At 73.1% G+C, this 16,102-nt stretch carries 18 protein-coding genes; 12 read left to right on the top strand and 6 right to left on the bottom strand.

Annotated elements, in window-relative coordinates:
• Positions 1-203: 203 nt before the first annotated feature.
• The gene (locus tag TR49_RS12200; protein ID WP_084724819.1) at positions 204-1,130 is read left to right on the top strand and encodes an alkaline phosphatase family protein; all 927 of its coding nucleotides are present in this window, start codon (positions 204-206) and stop codon (positions 1,128-1,130) included.
• 128 nt (positions 1,131-1,258) lie between these two features.
• Entirely contained in the window at positions 1,259-2,128 is an 870-nt protein-coding gene (locus TR49_RS12195) for a LamG domain-containing protein (protein ID WP_152627211.1), read from the top strand.
• A gap of 26 nt (positions 2,129-2,154) precedes the next feature.
• On the opposite strand, the gene TR49_RS12190 is transcribed toward TR49_RS12195, so the two are convergent.
• Together TR49_RS12190 and TR49_RS12185 are read right to left on the bottom strand one after the other, a co-directional pair.
• Complete coding sequence (locus tag TR49_RS12190; protein ID WP_084724818.1) at positions 2,155-3,219, bottom strand: carbohydrate kinase family protein; 1,065 nt, start codon at positions 3,217-3,219, stop codon at positions 2,155-2,157.
• Positions 3,216-4,139 carry a pseudouridine-5'-phosphate glycosidase gene (locus tag TR49_RS12185; RefSeq protein ID WP_042380698.1) on the bottom strand — a complete coding sequence of 308 codons (924 nt, stop codon included), beginning with the start codon at positions 4,137-4,139 and terminating at the stop codon, positions 3,216-3,218. Before TR49_RS12185 ends, TR49_RS12190 begins: the two co-directional genes overlap by 4 nt.
• 221 nt (positions 4,140-4,360) lie before the next feature.
• Between TR49_RS12185 and TR49_RS12180 the strand changes: the two genes are divergently transcribed.
• Positions 4,361-4,834 carry a hypothetical protein gene (locus tag TR49_RS12180; protein WP_063770073.1) on the top strand — a complete coding sequence of 158 codons (474 nt, stop codon included), beginning with the start codon at positions 4,361-4,363 and terminating at the stop codon, positions 4,832-4,834.
• A 182-nt stretch (positions 4,835-5,016) separates the two neighbouring features.
• Positions 5,017-5,415 carry a helix-turn-helix domain-containing protein gene (locus tag TR49_RS12175; protein ID WP_052434221.1) on the top strand — a complete coding sequence of 133 codons (399 nt, stop codon included), beginning with the start codon at positions 5,017-5,019 and terminating at the stop codon, positions 5,413-5,415.
• Positions 5,416-5,554: 139 nt separating this feature from the next.
• Here the strand turns inward: TR49_RS12175 and TR49_RS12170 are convergent, their stop codons facing one another.
• Positions 5,555-6,115, bottom strand: coding sequence for a hypothetical protein (locus TR49_RS12170; protein WP_042380696.1), 561 nt, complete (start codon positions 6,113-6,115; stop codon positions 5,555-5,557).
• Complete coding sequence (locus tag TR49_RS12165) at positions 6,112-6,732, bottom strand: hypothetical protein (RefSeq protein WP_152627210.1); 621 nt, start codon at positions 6,730-6,732, stop codon at positions 6,112-6,114. Before TR49_RS12165 ends, TR49_RS12170 begins: the two co-directional genes overlap by 4 nt.
• Positions 6,733-6,990: 258 nt before the next feature.
• Here TR49_RS12165 and TR49_RS12160 point away from each other — a divergent pair, with 258 nt between their 5' ends.
• Both TR49_RS12160 and TR49_RS12155 read left to right on the top strand, forming a co-directional pair.
• The gene (locus TR49_RS12160; protein WP_052434220.1) at positions 6,991-8,073 is read left to right on the top strand and encodes a chitinase; all 1,083 of its coding nucleotides are present in this window, start codon (positions 6,991-6,993) and stop codon (positions 8,071-8,073) included.
• Between the two features lie 154 nt (positions 8,074-8,227).
• Complete coding sequence (locus tag TR49_RS12155) at positions 8,228-8,470, top strand: chaplin (RefSeq protein ID WP_042380690.1); 243 nt, start codon at positions 8,228-8,230, stop codon at positions 8,468-8,470.
• 82 nt (positions 8,471-8,552) lie between these two features.
• Here TR49_RS12155 and TR49_RS12150 read toward each other — a convergent pair whose 3' ends face one another.
• Positions 8,553-9,431: a YhjD/YihY/BrkB family envelope integrity protein gene (locus TR49_RS12150; protein ID WP_052434219.1), complete on the bottom strand. Its 879-nt coding sequence runs from the start codon at positions 9,429-9,431 to the stop codon at positions 8,553-8,555.
• A gap of 164 nt (positions 9,432-9,595) precedes the next feature.
• Here TR49_RS12150 and TR49_RS12145 point away from each other — a divergent pair, with 164 nt between their 5' ends.
• The 6 genes from TR49_RS12145 to TR49_RS39900 all read left to right on the top strand — a co-directional run bounded on the left by TR49_RS12145 (position 9,596) and on the right by TR49_RS39900 (position 15,785).
• Positions 9,596-10,033 carry a hypothetical protein gene (locus TR49_RS12145; protein WP_042380687.1) on the top strand — a complete coding sequence of 146 codons (438 nt, stop codon included), beginning with the start codon at positions 9,596-9,598 and terminating at the stop codon, positions 10,031-10,033.
• A 219-nt stretch (positions 10,034-10,252) separates the two neighbouring features.
• Positions 10,253-11,074, top strand: coding sequence for a DNA-formamidopyrimidine glycosylase family protein (locus TR49_RS12140; protein ID WP_042380685.1), 822 nt, complete (start codon positions 10,253-10,255; stop codon positions 11,072-11,074).
• A gap of 89 nt (positions 11,075-11,163) precedes the next feature.
• On the top strand, positions 11,164-11,907 hold the full coding sequence (locus TR49_RS12135) for a dienelactone hydrolase family protein (RefSeq protein ID WP_042380682.1): 744 nt from the start codon (positions 11,164-11,166) through the stop codon (positions 11,905-11,907).
• A gap of 2 nt (positions 11,908-11,909) precedes the next feature.
• Positions 11,910-12,176: a DUF6295 family protein gene (locus tag TR49_RS12130; RefSeq protein ID WP_042380679.1), complete on the top strand. Its 267-nt coding sequence runs from the start codon at positions 11,910-11,912 to the stop codon at positions 12,174-12,176.
• A 377-nt stretch (positions 12,177-12,553) separates the two neighbouring features.
• A complete protein-coding gene (gene fusA / locus TR49_RS12125) occupies positions 12,554-14,710 on the top strand; it encodes an elongation factor G (protein ID WP_042380675.1) in 2,157 nt (718 codons plus the stop codon).
• 268 nt (positions 14,711-14,978) lie between these two features.
• Positions 14,979-15,785: a TrmB family transcriptional regulator gene (locus tag TR49_RS39900; protein ID WP_052434218.1), complete on the top strand. Its 807-nt coding sequence runs from the start codon at positions 14,979-14,981 to the stop codon at positions 15,783-15,785.
• 40 nt (positions 15,786-15,825) lie between these two features.
• Here the strand turns inward: TR49_RS39900 and TR49_RS12115 are convergent.
• The coding region (locus TR49_RS12115; protein ID WP_160311584.1) for an ADP-ribosylglycohydrolase family protein at positions 15,826-16,102 on the bottom strand (277 nt) is incomplete at its 5' end.

The following is a 16,102-nucleotide window of genomic DNA, read 5'->3' as shown; positions in this document are numbered from 1 at the left end:
CCGGCGCGCGGGCGCGGCGAGCCGTTCCACGGACGGCGCGTGCCGCCCCCTCACGTCCTGGGACAGCCCAGCGAACCGGGCACGTGCGAGCGCGTCGATCACCCCGCTCTCCGGCCGGGCCCCCGGTCGCTCGCCCGCACGGCGCGCAACGGGGCCGGAGCTGTCAGGCGCCGTCCCGGCGGGGCCCGCGACAGAATGGGGGCATGCGTATCCGCATCACGCCTGCCGCGTCTGCCGCGGCGCTCGCCGTCGCCGCGCTGGTGGCGCTGAGCGCGTGCTCCTCGGGAGGACCGGCGGAGCCGACCGGGGTGGGGTCCTCGGCGTCGGCGTCGGCTGCGCCGAGCGGCGCCTCGCCGGTCGCCGGGGCCGCGGCCGTGCCGAGGCCGGCGCATGTCGTGGTGGTGATGGAGGAGAACCACGCCTACGACGAGATCATCGGCAGTCCGGACGCCCCGTACCTCAACGCGCTGGCCGCCCAGGGGGCCTCGTTCACCGCGTCCTACGCGGTGGCGCACCCGAGCGAGCCGAACTACCTCGCGCTCTTCTCCGGCTCGACGCAGGGCCTGACCGACGATTCCTGCCCGCACACCTTCACCGGCCCGTCCCTCGGCTCCGAGCTGCTCGGCGCGGGGCTCGGCTTCGCCGGCTTCTCCGAGTCGATGCCGCAGACCGGTTTCACGGGCTGCATCAGCGGCGACTACGCGCGCCGGCACAACCCCTGGGTGGACTTCCCCGACGTCCCCGCCGCCGACAACCGAACCTTCGACGCCTTCCCCACGGACACTGCGGGCTACGCCAAGCTGCCCACCGTGTCGTTCGTCGTGCCCAACGTCCAGCACGACATGCACGACGGCACCGTGCGCCAGGGCGACGACTGGCTGCGCGCGCACCTGTCCGGGTACGCGGCCTGGGCGCGCACCCACGACAGCCTGCTCGTGGTCACCTGGGACGAGGACGACAACGGCCCGGCCAACCACATCCCGACCCTGGTCGTCGGTGCGGGTGCGAGGCCGGGCCGGTACGGCGAACCGCTGGACCACTACCGGCTCCTGCGCACGCTCGAGGCCTCCTACGGCCTCCCGCCGCTCGGCGTCGCCGCGCAGCGCGCGCCGGTCACCGACATCTGGTGACCCACGGTCACGCCGGGATCCGAACGGCCCAGCGACGCGTGCGGGCGAAGCAGCGAGGGCGTCTGCTGGCTGCATGACGGCCATCGGCAGGGGCCGTCACGCGCCGACGCCCCGAGGGGGAAACGCCTGTGCCTCGCTACCGAATACCCCGCCGACTCAGGATCCGCCTCGGCGGCTGCGTACTGTCCCTGCCCACGGCCCTGGTGACGGCCCTCGGGACGGTCCCGGTGACGCCGCCGCACGCTGCGGAGACCTTCCGGTCCGTGCCCGGGCCGAACGCGAAGCTGGTCTTCAGCGATTCGTTCACGACGCGCGACTGGGGCAAACCGGGCGCAGTGTGGTGCCCGTACTCCTCGGCGTACCCGAACGGGCACACCAATCCCGACGACTCGAAGCTCGACAGGATCACCTCCAGCGCGGTCTCCCTCGCCAAGGGGGGCGGGGTCGAGCTGCGCGCCACACCCGCCGGCAGGCGGCCCGGCGGTCGGTGGGACACCGGTCTGCTCACCACGGAGCCGTGGGACGGCGGATCCTGCGGGGGCAACGGATTCACCCTGCGGCCCGGCGACTACGTGGTGGTTCACCTGCGTCTTCCGTCCCGCGGCGCCGGCGGCGGCCACGGCGCCTGGCCCGGCGTGTGGACGTGGAAGGGCGGCGAGAGCGAGATCGACATCCTGGAGTGGCACGGCGAGACTCCGGATGTCGCGGAGTGCGTCAACCACGTGCGCGACGACGCCTACTCCTTCGTCCAGAGCCGTCTCCTCGACTACAGCAAATGGGTCTACGTCGGCGCCCGCATCGGCACGGGCACCGTCACCTGGTACCTCGGCAGCTCCCCGTCCCACATGCGGGCCGTCTTCAGCGACGGCCGGGGCGTCCCGGCCCACTGGCGGGCCTATCTGGTCGTCAACCTCAGCGTCTCGAACCAGGAGGGCCGCACGCCGGTGGCCCTGACCCCGATCACCACCAAGATCTCGAGCGTGCAGGTCTACCGCTGACGGCGGACCGTTCCAGCCCGATCCGGTCAGAGGTCTTCAGCGGGCCGCGCGCCAGGGTGGGTGACGCAGCGTGCGGCAGCGGCGCAGCCGGCCGCTGCGGCGGTGAGCGGGGACGCGCCGGTCAGGCGGGCGGCGAGGAAGGCGCCCGCGAAGGAGTCGCCTGCGCCGGTGGTGTCGACGACCTTCGCCTCGGGCGTGGGAACACGCCCAAGAAGCGTGCCGTCGGGTCGGCACAGGACGACGCCGTCCGCCCCGCGCTTGACCACGACGAGGGCGCCGGTCCGCTCGGCGAGCCGCAGCCCCGCGGTCTCGGCGTCGCGGTGGCCGCCGAGCAGGCGGACCTCGTCCTGGTTGGGGAGCAGCAGATCCACGCCGTTCACCAGGTCGAGGAAGGTCTGCGGGCCGAGTCGGGCGAGGGGGCCCGCCGAGGCCGGGTCGACGCTGACGGGGACGGATCGGGCCCGGCAGCGGGCGAGGATCAGGGCGGCGAGGTCGCGGCCGGGCGCGGAGAAGAGCAGGTAGCCGGAGAGATGGACGCGGGCCGCGTCGTCCAGCAGGCTCTCGTCCCAGTCGGCGGGGCCGAGGGCCGCGCCCGCGCCGCGGTCGTTGAGCATCGTCCGCTCCCCCGTCGAGTCGACCAGGCAGACGATGGTGGCGGTGGGCCGGTCGGGGTCCTCACGCAGGACCGGGCAGACTCCGGCGCGCCGCAGTTCCGCGCGGTGCTGCTCGGCGGTCGCAGCGCCGACCCGGGCGAGCAGGGTCACCTCAGCGCCCTGGGCGGCCGCCCACGCGGCGACGTTGGCGGCCGCGCCGCCCGGACGGAGCACGACGTGGGCCGCGGTGTCGGTCGCCACCGCGAGCGGCCGGTCGTGCACGGCCACGACGTCGGTGGCCAGATCCCCGACAACCAGCAACCGCCCGCCGCCCGACAGCGGGCCCTCGCCCGGCGCCCCTGGAACCGGTCGGCGCTCGCGGTGTGTCTCCACGTCCGGCCGGCGCTCGCTCGACCGGCTCTCACCCGCGCTGCCCACGCCGGGCCGGCTCCCGCCCCGCTGCCCCTCGCCCGGCGCGCCCGCGCCTCGGCCGCTCATGCGGCGTCCGCCGCGTAGGCGGCGGCGATGTGGGCGGCGAGGGCCGCGTTGCCGCGGACGGCGGCGAGGTTGGCCTGGAGGGAGGCGCCGCCGGTGTGTTCGACGAGATGGGCGAGGAGGAACGGGGTGACGGCCTGTCCGGTGACGCCCTCGCGGCGGGCGTCGGCGAGGGCGTCCGCGAGAACGCGGTGGTGCAGGGCCGGGTCGAGCTGCTGCTCCGGCGGCACCGGGTTGGCGACGATCAGCGCCGAGCGGTCCGTGCCGAGCGCCTCCTGAGCGCGCATCAGCCGCGCCGCCTGCTCCGGGGTCTCCACGGTCCAGTCGACCGGCAGGCCGGAGCCGGTGAGGTAGAAGCCGGGGAACTCGGCGGTGCGGTAGCCGACGACGGCCACGCTCAGCGTCTCCAGCCGCTGGAGCGTCGCGGGCACGTCCAGGATCGACTTGACGCCTGCGCAGACGACCGTGATGTGAGTGCGGGCCAGCAGGCCGAGGTCGGCGGACTCGTCCTGCTCGCTGACCCAGTCGCGGTGCACGCCGCCGAGGCCCCCGGTTGCGAAGACCCGCACGCCGGCCCGGGCGGCGAGGTGCGCGGTGGCGGAGACGGTCGTCGCGCCGCTGGCTCCGAGCGCGACGGCGGGGGCGAGGTCGCGCACCCCCAGCTTGCGCAGGCCGTCCTGGGTGCCGAGCCGCTCCAGCTCCTCCTTGTCGAGCCCGACGCGGGCAACGCCGTCGAGCACGGCCACGGTGGCGGGGACGGCTCCGCCGTCGCGGACGATCTCCTCGAGCTCGAAGGCGAGGCGCAGGTTGTCGGGCCGGGGAAGCCCGTGGCTGATGATCGTGGACTCCAGGGCGACGACGGGCCTGCCCTGCTCCAACGCCTCGCGCACCTCGGCGGACGGCTGCGGCACGGTATTCACCATGTGGGTGATCCTCGCCCCTGAGCGGCCGCGCGAAACCGACCGCGTCGAGCGGGGCCCGCACGGGCGGGGAGTTTCCGAATTCGTTCTGTACGGGCTATCGGTTGCCTCAGGGTCGTGCCCGAACGCGTGCATGACATGGCGTCATCAACCAGAGTGGAGGGAGGCGACACCACTCGATGGGGTGCCTATGTCCACGTGCTCACACGCAAGAGGAGGACGTCATGAACGACAGATCGACGGCGCAGTCCTGGGTCCGGGCCTGGGCCGCGGTGCTGTGCCTGGCCGTCGCCTGGATCCACGTCCAGGACCAGGGCGGCTTCCCCGGCAGCAAGACGCCCGACTACGTCGGCGTCGGATACTACCTGTTGGAAGCGGCCGGCATCCTCAGCGCCGTGGTCCTCGCCTCGCGCAGCGACCTGGGCGAGCGCGCGCTGGTCTGGCTGACCGCGGCCGGAGTCGCCCTCGGCCCGCTGCTCGGCTACGTGCTCTCGCGCGGGCCCGGCCTGCCTGGTTACGACGACGACCGCGGCAACTGGACCGAACCGCTCGGGCTCGTCTCCATCGCCGTCGAGGTCCTGCTGCTGGTGCTGGCCTCGCTACGGCTGCGCGCCTTACTCCGCGGCGACGTCGCCGTGCAGCAGGTGACGCCCGTGGGCCGATCCGCCGTCAGGGCCTCGGACAGCGCGGCACCCTAGCATCAACTCCCGCCTGGCGCTGCCGGATCGGCGAAGCCGGTGCGGTGGCGCCGTCGGGGCGCGGGAGAGGTGCCTGCTCAGGGCGCGGCACCGGGGGCGCGCGCCGCGCCGTGCTCCTGACAGATTCGCCCGACGTGTACCGACCATAGGAATCGCATCGGCGCTGCCTCGATAATGACGGCGTGGAACCGATGCAGACCCCGGCGGGACGGGCGGGCGAGGACTTGGGCGCACTGCTGCGCCATGTCCTGGCCGAGAACCCGGGGCTGACGCAGAAGCGGATCGCCGAGCGGGCCGGCATCCCCTACGCCACGCTCAACGCCTGGGTGACGGGCCGACGCGGCTCCGGCGGACGAATAGCCACGGACGACCTGCGCGCGCTCGCGGACGCGCTGCCCGCCGGCTACCCGCCCGCCCGGGTCTTCGCCGCGGCGGGACGCCGCACCCCCGCGGACCTGGACTCCGAACGGGAGGCGCGGCTGCTGGAGATCTACCGCGACCTGGACACCGACCAGCAACGCGCCCTGGTGGAGATGGCCCGGGCGCTCGCCAAGCTCCCCCGGGCACGGCGCGCCGGATAGCCCGGGCGCACGGAGCGGCCCGGGACGGCGCTCCGGGCCCGGAGAAGTCGGACGGCCACGCGGGAGGGCGGGGCGGGGCGCGCGGGCGCGGCGTTCGCTCCCGATTGTCCCGCCACGCCCTTCACGGATCCCTCACAGATCACTCAGGTGGGAGTAGCGTCTTTCCCCCGGTTCCGTCCCCCGGGACGCGGCACCCGGCGCCATCGCGTCCTGTCCGCGTGTCCTGCTCCTCGTGAGGAGCCCCCGCATGTGTATCCGGATTCGCGTGGTGGATCTCGCGACCCATGCCGTCGCCTGGGACCCACTGGAGGTCTGCGTGCTGGTGCGCGACGGCCCTGACCACTCGCTGGCGCTGGCTCAGGTCGCGGCCGTCCTCGGGGATCTCGGGGCGCGGCGCACCTGGGCGGGCTTCCGCTGCTTCTGCGGCGAACCGGTCGTCCTGCCACCGGAAATCGCCGCTCACGCGGATGCCGGCTGAGGTGGCGAGGTCCCGTTCCACGGAGGCGTGCAGCTCCTCCAGGCAGGTGGCGAACCAGTCGCGGTCGCGCGCGGCCGCGACGGGACGCAGCAGCTCGACGTCGCGGGCGAAGCGGCGGGACCGGATCCGGCAGAGGTGCCAGGCGGACAAGGCCCAGGTGAGCCAGCCGAGCACGGAGAGCCCCGTGAGGACGACGAGCAGCCGGGCGAGCAACTCGTTCATGGCGTGTCCCCTGGGTCGGTGGGCTCGGACCGCTCGTCGGAGGCGGTCCGCTGGTCGGAGTCGGTCTGTGTGGTGGGCTGGGCGCCTTCGGCGGGCTCGGAGGCGTCGGCAGGCTCGGACACCTCGGCCGAGCGGTCAGCGGCGCTGGAGCCGTCAGCCATGTCGGAGACGTCGGCGGTGTGGGAGACGTCAGCGGTGTCGGAGACGTCAGCGGACTCGACGGCCACGGCCGGGGGGTCGGCAATCGGCTCCGGCATCCGCGGCGCGGGCATCGCCGGCGGTGACTCGTTCACGTTCCAGACCTGGACGCGGACGCGCTCGACCTCGGTGGCGAGCTCGCTGTAGACGACGCCCTTGGCGTCGCCCTCGCGGCGGCTGCGGGTGACCAGCCCGCCGAAGGCCTGCTGGTAGGCGGAGAGCTGGGCGTCGTCGGGATCGGGATACAGGTGGATCTGCAGCCAGGGCGCCGACCAGTGCTCGGCGGTGAACAGCTGCACGCTCTCGGGGCGTGGGACGCGCTGGAGCAGATGGGCGAGCACCTGGCAGGCGTGCAGTGCCTGGGCGGGGAACGGGTCTGACGTGGAGGCTTCCAAGGGGCTGTATACGGGTTGGGACATCTGACGGTCCTTCGATCGGTCCGTACGGGGCCGGGAGGGGGCCCGGCGGTTCGTCAACCTACGCGTAGATGTAGATGCGTTCCAGGCTTTCGCGGATTCGACGGAGCGCACAGCCGCAGCGCGCGCCCCCGCTCCGAGCACGCGCCGGACGTCCCGGTTTGTTCCGACTGTTGACGCCCCGTCGGCTGCCCGCTATATCTCTACGGGCACATGTCAGGAAGTAAAGTTTCCTAACTATTCGGATCTCGGAGGCTTCACGTGCGCCCCACCGCTCCCCTGTGTGCCACCGCCGCCACCTCGCTGGCGCTCCTCGCCGCGCTCGCGGTCACCGCCGCCCCCGCCGGCGCGTCGACCGCGTCCTCGGCCCACCCGGCCACGGTCCCCCCCGCGACCGTCCACGCCGCGACGACCGTCCCCACGCACGTCTTCGCGCCCTACGTCGAGACCTACACCGGCGACGACCCGGCCACCGTCGCGGCCAGGTCCGGCGCCAAGTGGGTGTCGCTGGCGTTCCTGCAGACCGCGAAGAAGGGCTCCTGCACCCTGGACTGGAACGGCAGCAGCTCGCAGCCGATCTCGTCCTCCGTCTACGGCTCGTCCTTCACCAAGCTGCGCGCCGCCGGCGGCGACGCCATCCCCTCGCTCGGCGGTTACACCGCGGACACCACCAACACCGAACTGGCCGACAGCTGCACCAGCGTCAGCTCGATAACCTCGCAGCTGGAGAAGCTGATCACCACCTACAACCTCTCCCGGGTGGACTTCGACGTCGAGCAGAACTCGCTCACCAACAGCGCCGGCATCGACCGCCGCAACAAGGCCATCACCGCGGTCGAGTCCTGGGCCGCGAGCAACGGGCGGCACGTGCAGTTCTCCTACACGCTGCCGACCAACGACAACGGCCTCGACTCCGGCGGCACCGCCGTGCTGAAGAACGCGGTGGCAAACCACACCCGCATCGACGTCGTGAACATCATGACCTTCGACTACTACACCGGCTCCTCCCACGAGATGGCCACGGCGACCGAGACGGCCGCGCAGGGGCTGGTCGACGAGCTCGGCACGCTCTACCCGACCAAGTCCTCCGCGCAGCGCTGGGCCATGGTCGGGGTCACCGAGATGCCCGGCATCGACGACTACGGCAAGCCCGAGACGTTCACCACCGCCGACGCCAAGACGGTCTACACCTGGGCGCTGGGCAAGGGCGTCAACGAGATCTCCATGTGGGCCTCCGAGCGCGACAACGGCGGCTGCCCGGGCACGGGCGGGTCCGACTCCTGCTCCGGTGTCAGCCAGTCGACCTGGTACTTCAGCCACGCCTGGGAGCCCTACACCCACTGACGTCGGTACGCCCACCGACGTCCGCCGACCGGGTGAAACGGAACCGATCAGCATGTCCTTCGGCCGGGGCCGCGCGTTGGCAAGAAGTCGACGCGGCGGCCAGCGGCGCCGACAGCACCTGATCGATTCTCAGTTCCCGAAGGGACTACCTCACATGAGCAGCACCCAGCGCGCCCTCGCGGTGACCGCGGCGGCGGCCGGTCTTGTCGCGGCGGCCGCCGGCATGGCCTCCGCCAGCAGCACGGCGCAGGGCGAGGCCAGCAACTCCCCCGGCGCCATCTCCGGCAACCTGGTCCAGGTTCCGCTCCACGTTCCGGTCAACGTCTGCGGCAACACCGTGAACGTCGTCGGTGCGCTGAACCCGGCCTTCGGCAACGGCTGCGCGAACGCGGGCTGATCGAAAGCCCCTCCGCATCACCGGGCCGGGCCCGCGCGACGCCTCGCGCGGGCCCGGCCCGTTCTCGTTCCGCCGCCGACGGTCAGGACGCCGGCGGCGAGGTCGGCGGCGGCAGGCCGGAGGGCGGCACGTCCGAGGGCGGGGTGTCGGTCGTCGGGGCGACCTCCGGCGGAGTCAGCGCCTGACCGGCGAGGCACCCGGCGTAGAGGGTGTAACCGACGCCGATGAGGAACGACTGCACGATCAGAACGGTACCGACGGTGCCGTACGAGACGGCGTTCATGACCAGCAGCGGCGCCAGGATGAATCGCGAGAAGAGCCGCAGCCCGGCGAGGGCGGCCACGGTCGCCACCGCGCCCGGCAGCAGTCGCGACCACGGAATGCGCGAGCCGAGCAGCAGCCACTGGAGCCACCAGAACAGCGCGACACCGCCGAGCACCGTCGCGGCGACGCGCAGCGCCGGCTGCGCCGGGGTGTGCTGGCCGGGCGTGCCGCTCCACTCGGCGAGCAGGATGTAGCCGATGAGGCCGGCCAGGCCGACGGTCTGCCGCCAGGTGGTGTGCCAGGGGCCGCGCGGCAGGTTCCAGATCCGCTCGTAGGCCGCCTGCACGGAGGCCATCAGCGAGATCCCGAAGACGGCGAGGGCGGCGAGGCTGACGCCCGTGGTCGTGCTGAGCGTCTGGCGGCGCGTGACGAACAGCCCTTTGACCGACTCGGCGCCCTGGCCGTTGAGGCCGAGCGCGTCGGTGACCCACTGCGCGATGCCGCTGCTGCGTGAGCCTTCCGCCGCGGCGATCACGACCAGCAGCGGGACGAGCGTGACGAAGAAGAGCGCCGCGAAGGCGAGGGAGCGCTGCATGATCTCGACGTGGCGGCCGTGGTCCCACAGGCGGCGGAAGTACGCGCCCCAGTAGGCGTGCGTGGTCCAGGGCTTGCGGTGGTGCTGCTCGTGGTCGGCCACGACCCCCGCTCACCTCCTCCGCGCCGCCGGTAGCTCCACCTTCGCTCGCCCCCGCGCACCCCGCCAGGACCCGCCGCCGGGCGGGTGACCGGGGACTCCCAGGGAAACCACAAGATCGGTGCCTAGCGTGCGGGCAGAACAACCGAACGTGAACGGGAGAGGCCATGACTGTGCTGGAGCGCGAGGACGGCGCGGTGTCGGGCATCGGGCGGGTCGACGGGGCGCTGGAGCTCGGGGACGGCTGGGCGGTACGGCTCGCCCAGGGCTCGCGGGGGCGCCTGGCACTCGAGGTCTACGCCGACGAGACGCTGCTCGACGTCGTGGTCGAGAGTGCGCTGACCAGCGAGCTCCTGCGCGGCGCCCGCCGCGCGCCCGCCGGCTCCTCCGTCCTGGCCTGGGGCCTGCTCCCCCCGAACGGCACGGCTCCCCTGGTCCGCTTCGGCCGCGCCCCCGAGGCCGCCACCCCTTCCGGCCCGGCCCCGCGCACCGTGGCCGGCCGCTTCTGGGTGGCCCTGTGGGCGGCCGGCACGGACAGGGTCTCGGCCGCGGCGGACGCCGGTGCGGCATGGGAGGAACTGCGCGTCACGCCGGTCCGCGGCTGAGAGTGTTCAGTCGCCCGGAACGAGATCCGGCTCGATGCCGAACGCCGACACTCCGCGCCGCACCCGCTCGATGAACTCAGCGAGTCTCGACGCCAGGCTCCCGCACTCGTCTTCAGACGTGGTCTCCGGTTCGAGCCCTCCGCCGGGCCCTGGCCACGGCGTGTGTCGGACCCCGGTGCGAGGATGGGCGCAGTTGGGACGACAGGGGAGAGGAGCCCGGTGCCCGAGGGTGATTCGGTGTATCGGACGGCGTGGGAGCTCAGGCGGGCGCTGGCCGGGGAGGTGCTGACGGTCGGCGAGCTGCGGGTGCCGGCGCATGCGACCGCGGATCTTGTGGGGCGCGAGGTCCTGGACGTGACGCCGCGCGGCAAGCATCTGCTGACGCGGATCGAGGGCGGGCTGACGCTCCACACGCATCTGCGGATGGAGGGCCGCTGGCAGGTGTTCCGGGCCGGAGAGCCGTGGAGCGGCGGGGCGCAGCACCAGATCCGGGCGGTGCTCGGGAACGCCGAGCGGACGGCGGTCGGTTACCGCCTCGGGGTGGTGGAGCTGCTGCCGACGCCCGCCGAGGCGCGCGTGGTCGGGCATCTGGGGCCGGATCTGCTGGGCCCGGACTGGGACGAGTCGGAGGCGCTGCGCCGCCTCGCGGCGGTTCCCGGCCGCGGCATCGGGGAGGCGCTGCTGGACCAGCGCAACCTCGCCGGGATCGGCAACGTGTACGCGAACGAGCTGTGCTTCATGGCCGGGGTCTCCCCGTGGACGCCGGTCGCGGAGGTCGGTGAGCTGCCGCGCGTGCTGCGCGCCGCCCACCACCTGCTGCTCGCGAACAAGCTGCGCCACGGCCACGTGACGACGGGCGACGCCCGGCAGGACCGCAGGCACTGGGTCTACGGCCGCGTCCACCGGCCCTGCCGCCGCTGCGGCGCGCCCGTGCGCCAGGCCCGCCTCGGCGAGCCCCCGCAGGACCGCGTCGTGTACTGGTGCCCGCGCTGCCAGCCCGGCCCGACGCCGGGCGGCGCGACACCGGCGGGCGGCGCCTGACACTCGATCGGGGGCGGGAAACGGCGGCGTTCCGGGGTGCGCGCTTTCGGCGGATCGGACGCTCAGCGGTGCGTGATATAGCTGGCGACATGTACGAATCCATGATCGCAACGCTGGTCCGCATCCCGGGCCACGCCGGTGACGAGATCGAGGCCTACGTGGCCCGTCCCGAGGCGGAGTTCCGCCGCGGCGGGGTCGTCGTCATCCACCACATGCCCGGCTGGGACCGCGGCTCGAAGGAGATCACCCGCCGGTTCGCCGAGCTGGGCTACGACGCCGTCTGCCCGAACCTGTACACGCGTGAGGCCCCGGGCGCGTCCCCGGACGACGCGGCCGCGGTCGCGCGCGCCCAGGGCGGCGTGCCGGACGACCGGCTGATCGGCGACGTCGCGGCCGCGGCCGCGTACCTGCGGGCGCTGCCCACGTCGAACGGCAAGGTCGGCGTGATCGGCTACTGCTCGGGCGGACGCCAGTCCGTGCTCGCGGCCTGCAACACCGACGTCGACGCCGCCGTGGACTGCTACGGCGCGTTCGTCACCGGGGAGGTGCCGACGGAGTTCCCGCTCAAGATCACGAACCTGGTCGACCAGCTGCCGAACCTGGGCGCACCGCTGCTCGGCCTGTTCGGCGCCGAGGACCGCTATCCGAGCCCGGAGCAGGTGGACGAGCTCGAGCGGATCCTGACCGCCGAGGGCAAGCCGTTCGAGTTCCACCGCTACGAGGGCGCCGGGCACGCGTTCTTCGCCAATGAGCGTCCGAGCTACAACGTGGCCGCGGCGAACGACGGTTGGGAGCGCATCGAGCGCTTCTTCGGCGCCTACCTGGGAGCCTGAGCATGTGCACCTACACGACGGTGCACGCCGACATGGACGGCAGCGCGAAGGGGCCGGGCAGCGCCTGGTTCCACGCGGGCCGCGCGACCGTGTACTTCGACCACCCCGTGCACGCCATGGCGGAGCACACCCTCAATATCGACCTCACCGACCCGGACGGTGACCCGGCCCGCCGGGTCGCCCTGGAGCTGACCGCGGAGTCGGCGCGGGCACTGGTCGCCGCGATCCAGGAGGCGCTGGCCGCCGTCCCGGACGAACTCAAGGTCTGAGCACGGAAATTGCACGGAAATTGAGGTGCGGGACGAGTCCGGCTGCTGCCAGACTCGTCTCGTACCGAGCGCCCCACCAGTAACGGGAGCGCACCGGGCGACTGACCGACCAACTGACCATTCGACTGTTCGACGAACCGAGGGGAGCCGGGCCATGCGTGACCACAACGCCGCTGTCGCGGGCCCCCTTTCGCGGTTCGAGGTGATCCTGGTGTCCCGGGCCCTCCGGTGCCGGCTGCGCGGCCGGAACCGGAAAGCCGCGGTGCGCGCCTGACGTCGCGGAGTCTTTCGGCTCCCTCGTTCGACACAGACTCTTTCGCGCCGCCGCGGGGTAATCGCGCCTTCCTTGCCGGGATCACCCTGAAAGGCCTTCGGCCGTGCGTACCACCCTTCCCTTCAACAACCCTGCCCTGCCCGCTGTCGTGGACACCGCCCTGTCGCGTGTCCGGAACCTGGGCATCCTCGCGCATGTCGACGCCGGGAAGACGACCGCCACCGAGCGGATCCTCTTCGCCACCGGCGCCACCCACAAGCGCGGCGAGGTCCACGACGGCACCACCGTCACCGACTTCGACCCGCAGGAACGCGACCGCGGCATCACGATCTTCGCCGCGGCCGTGAGCTGCGCGTGGGACGGGCACCGGATCAACCTGATCGACACCCCTGGCCACGTCGACTTCGCCGACGAGGTCGAGCGTGCGCTGCGCGTGCTCGACGGAGCGGTCGCCGTCTTCGACGCGGTCGCGGGCGTCGAGCCGCAGAGCGAGGCGGTGTGGCGCCAGGCGGACCGGCACGGCGTGCCGCGTCTCGCCTTCGTCAACAAGCTCGACCGCGCCGGGGCGGACCTGGACGCGGCCGTGGACTCGATCCGGGCCCGGCTGCACACCGTTCCGCTCGTCGTGCAACTGCCGATCGGCGCGGAGGAGCACTTCGCCGGCGTCGTGGACCTGGTCGCGCTGCGCGCGCTGACCTGGCCCGACCCGGTGTCGGGCCTGCACGTGGAGGAGATTCCGCACGAGTTGCGGGATGAGGCGCTGCGCAGGCGCCGACTGCTGGAAGAAGCGGTCGCGGAGCTGCATCCGCGAGCGCTGGACGAGTTCTGCGCCGACGGCCGACTGGGCGACCAGTCGCTTGCCGCGGCGCTCCGAGACCTGACCTGCACCGGAGAGGGGGTGGTGGTGCTATGTGGATCCGCCTATCGCAATCGTGGGATCGAGCCACTGCTGGACGCGGTGGTCTCGTACCTGCCTTCGCCGTTGGACGTCCCTCCGGCGAGGGCGATGTCGGCCCGGACGTCTCGTGACGGCGCGTCGGGTGACGGTGCGTCGGGTGACGGTGCGTCGGGTGACGCGGGCGAGGACGACGGCGTCGTCGAGCGCGCCGCCGACCCCGGCGCGCCGCTGGCGGCCCTGGTCTTCAAGGTCGCCCAGTCGCCGACCGGGCGGCTGACCTTCCTGCGCCTGTACGCGGGGACGCTCCGCAAGGGCGACTCGGTCCTGGACGCCGGGACCGGCCGCACCGAGCGGGTGGGCCGCATCCTGCGGGTGCAGGCGGACCGGCACGCGGACGTCGAGACGGCCGTGGCCGGCGACATCGTCGCCGTGATCGGCCCGAAGGCCGCCCGTGCGGGCGCGACGTTGTGCGCGCCGGGCGCGCCGCTGCTGCTGGAACCGCCGGGGACGGCGGAACCGGTGGTGTCGGTCGCGGTCGAGCCCGTGCGCGGTTCGGACTCCGAGCGTCTGACGGGCCTGCTGGCCCGGCTGGCCGAGGAGGACCCGTCGCTCTCGGTGCGGACCGATCCGGAGACGGGTCAGACCGTGCTGTCCGGCATGGGCGAGCTGCATCTGGAGGTGGCCGTGGAGAAGCTGCGCCGCGTCGACGCGTTGGAGCTGCGGGTCGGCCGTCCCCAGGTCGGCTACCGCGAGACGGTGCTGCGCGGGGTGTCCGGTGTGGTGTTCCGGCACGTCAAGCAGGACGGCGGCTCGGGCCAGTTCGCCCAGGTCGTCCTCGACGTCGAGCCGCTGACGACGCAGCCCGGCAGGCACGGCGCAGGCGATGACTTCGTGTTCGCCTCCACTGTCACCGGCGGCCGGGTGCCGCAGGAGTGGATCCGTGCGGTCGAGGTCGGCTGCCGGGAGGCGCTGGCCGAGGGCCCCCTCGGCGGGCACCGGGTGACCGGCGTGAAGGTCACCCTCACGGACGGGGCCACGCACGTGAAGGACTCCTCGGATCTGGCCTTCCGGACGGCGGGCCGGCTGGCGCTGCGTCAGGCGCTGCGCTCCTGCACGATGGTGCTGCTGGAGCCGGTGGCGGAGGTCGCGGTGACGGTGCCCGAGGAGGCCGTGGGCGCGGTTCTCGGCGATCTGGCGGCGCGTCGCGGTCGGATCTCCGACCAGACGACACGCGGCGCGACCAGCACCGTCTCCGCGACGGTGCCGCTCGCGGAGCTGTTCGGCTACGCGACACGACTGCGCAGCCGGACACAGGGACGGGGCACGTTCACCGCCCGTCCGGCGGGGTTCGCCCCGGCGTAGTCCGCAGCGTGCAAAGGCGTCCAGACCGAGGTCCGGGTCGGCGTCCGGACCGGGTCCGGATCGGCCGATTCCGGACCCCGACCCGGAGGCGTTCGAGCGTGACTCAAGAACCACTGGGCCGCGGCCACCGGATGATGCATGATCGTCATCTGGCGGACGTCTCCGCGCAAGTGGCCCGTCTTCCAGGGTGGGGACAGGCCACTTGCGCGATCAGTAGTTGAAGCATCACTGCTCGCAACCGGGGCCATCCCTCTGATATGAGTGGTGCATGACACCGGCAGCATGTTTTAGCGAACGGGCGCTCGAAACCCTGGGACTGACGTCGTACTCCTCGCGCGCCTATGTCGCTCTGGCCCGGCTCCCGCAGGCGACGGCCCCCGATCTGGCCGACGCCACCCGCGTTCCGCGCCAGCGCATCTACGACGTTCTGGGCTCGCTGATCGACCAGGGGCTCGTCGCGAAGACCCCCGGCAAACCCGCCGCGTACCGGGCGATCGACCCGGCCAACGCCGCGGCCGCCCTGATGCGCCTCCACCGCGACAGCCTGGCCCGGCTGGAGGTCGTCGCGACCGACCTGGTCGCCGAGCTGCGCACCGACTGGCTCACCGCCCGCAACGGGCACCGGCCGTGCACCCGCCGCCTCGAGCGCAGCGGCGTCGCGCGCATGGACCACTGGCGCGAGTACGCCCAGCACTCGGTGCTGGCCACGGCCCGTCCGCCGTTCGACGGCCTGGGCGACGAGGGCTGGGTCCACCGCGTCCAGACCATCACCCGCGGCGGCGGCACCGTGCGCTGTGTCTACCACGCCGACCTGCTGAGCAACCCTCAGCTGGTGGCGCGGGCGGCGCGGTTCGCGGCGGCCGGCGAGGAGGCACGCGTGACGGCGGCGGTGGAGACCCGCATGATCCTCACCGACCGCGAGCGCGCGCTGCTGACGCTGCCTTCGGCCGACCCGGACCCGAGCGCCCTGCCCGGGCCGGTGCTGATGGTCGACGACGTGCACACCGTGGCCGAGCTGGAGGAGAACTTCGACCGGCTCTGGGCTCGCGCGACACCCTTCAGCTCGGCAGCCTGAGCGGCTGGGCGTGCGGGGAGACGAACCCTCACGCTGAAGCTCAGCTTGACGGTTGATCCCGGACTGCCGCCGGGGCGGCCTCACCCACCCACTCCGGCAGCGGCTCACGGCGTGACATCCACTCCGCCGGGACCGCGCCCAGACCGGTCCGCGCGGCGACCACCCCACCCGTGATCGCGCAGGTCGTGTCGACATCCCCGAGCCCCGCCGCTGTCGACCACAGCGCGCCGGGAAGGTCGTCCAGGTGCTGCGCCGCCGACCAGAGGGCGAACGGCACGGTGTCGCCCGCACGGACCGCCTGTCCCCTGCCGAGCACG

It is taken from the genome of Streptacidiphilus melanogenes (genome assembly GCF_000787835.1).
Taxonomy (GTDB): Bacteria; Actinomycetota; Actinomycetes; order Streptomycetales; family Streptomycetaceae; genus Streptacidiphilus; species Streptacidiphilus melanogenes.
Note: the sequence above shows the minus strand (reverse complement) of the source record. Positions and strands in the feature narration are given on the sequence as shown.

Excerpts from the sequence above, each read along its gene's own strand:
- TR49_RS12190 (WP_084724818.1), bottom strand. The coding sequence starts at position 3,219 with ATGAGCGGCCGAGGCGCGGGCGCGCCGGGCGAGGGGCAGCGGGGCGGG.
- TR49_RS12170 (WP_042380696.1), bottom strand. The coding sequence starts at position 6,115 with ATGAACGAGTTGCTCGCCCGGCTGCTCGTCGTCCTCACGGGGCTCTCC.
- TR49_RS12145 (WP_042380687.1), top strand. The coding sequence starts at position 9,596 with ATGACTGTGCTGGAGCGCGAGGACGGCGCGGTGTCGGGCATCGGGCGG.
- TR49_RS12165 (WP_152627210.1), bottom strand. The coding sequence starts at position 6,732 with ATGTCCCAACCCGTATACAGCCCCTTGGAAGCCTCCACGTCAGACCCG.
- TR49_RS39900 (WP_052434218.1), top strand. The coding sequence starts at position 14,979 with ATGACACCGGCAGCATGTTTTAGCGAACGGGCGCTCGAAACCCTGGGA.
- TR49_RS12180 (WP_063770073.1), top strand. The coding sequence starts at position 4,361 with ATGAACGACAGATCGACGGCGCAGTCCTGGGTCCGGGCCTGGGCCGCG.
- TR49_RS12200 (WP_084724819.1), top strand. The coding sequence starts at position 204 with ATGCGTATCCGCATCACGCCTGCCGCGTCTGCCGCGGCGCTCGCCGTC.
- TR49_RS12185 (WP_042380698.1), bottom strand. The coding sequence starts at position 4,139 with ATGGTGAATACCGTGCCGCAGCCGTCCGCCGAGGTGCGCGAGGCGTTG.
- TR49_RS12130 (WP_042380679.1), top strand. The coding sequence starts at position 11,910 with ATGTGCACCTACACGACGGTGCACGCCGACATGGACGGCAGCGCGAAG.
- TR49_RS12135 (WP_042380682.1), top strand. The coding sequence starts at position 11,164 with ATGTACGAATCCATGATCGCAACGCTGGTCCGCATCCCGGGCCACGCC.
- TR49_RS12155 (WP_042380690.1), top strand. The coding sequence starts at position 8,228 with ATGAGCAGCACCCAGCGCGCCCTCGCGGTGACCGCGGCGGCGGCCGGT.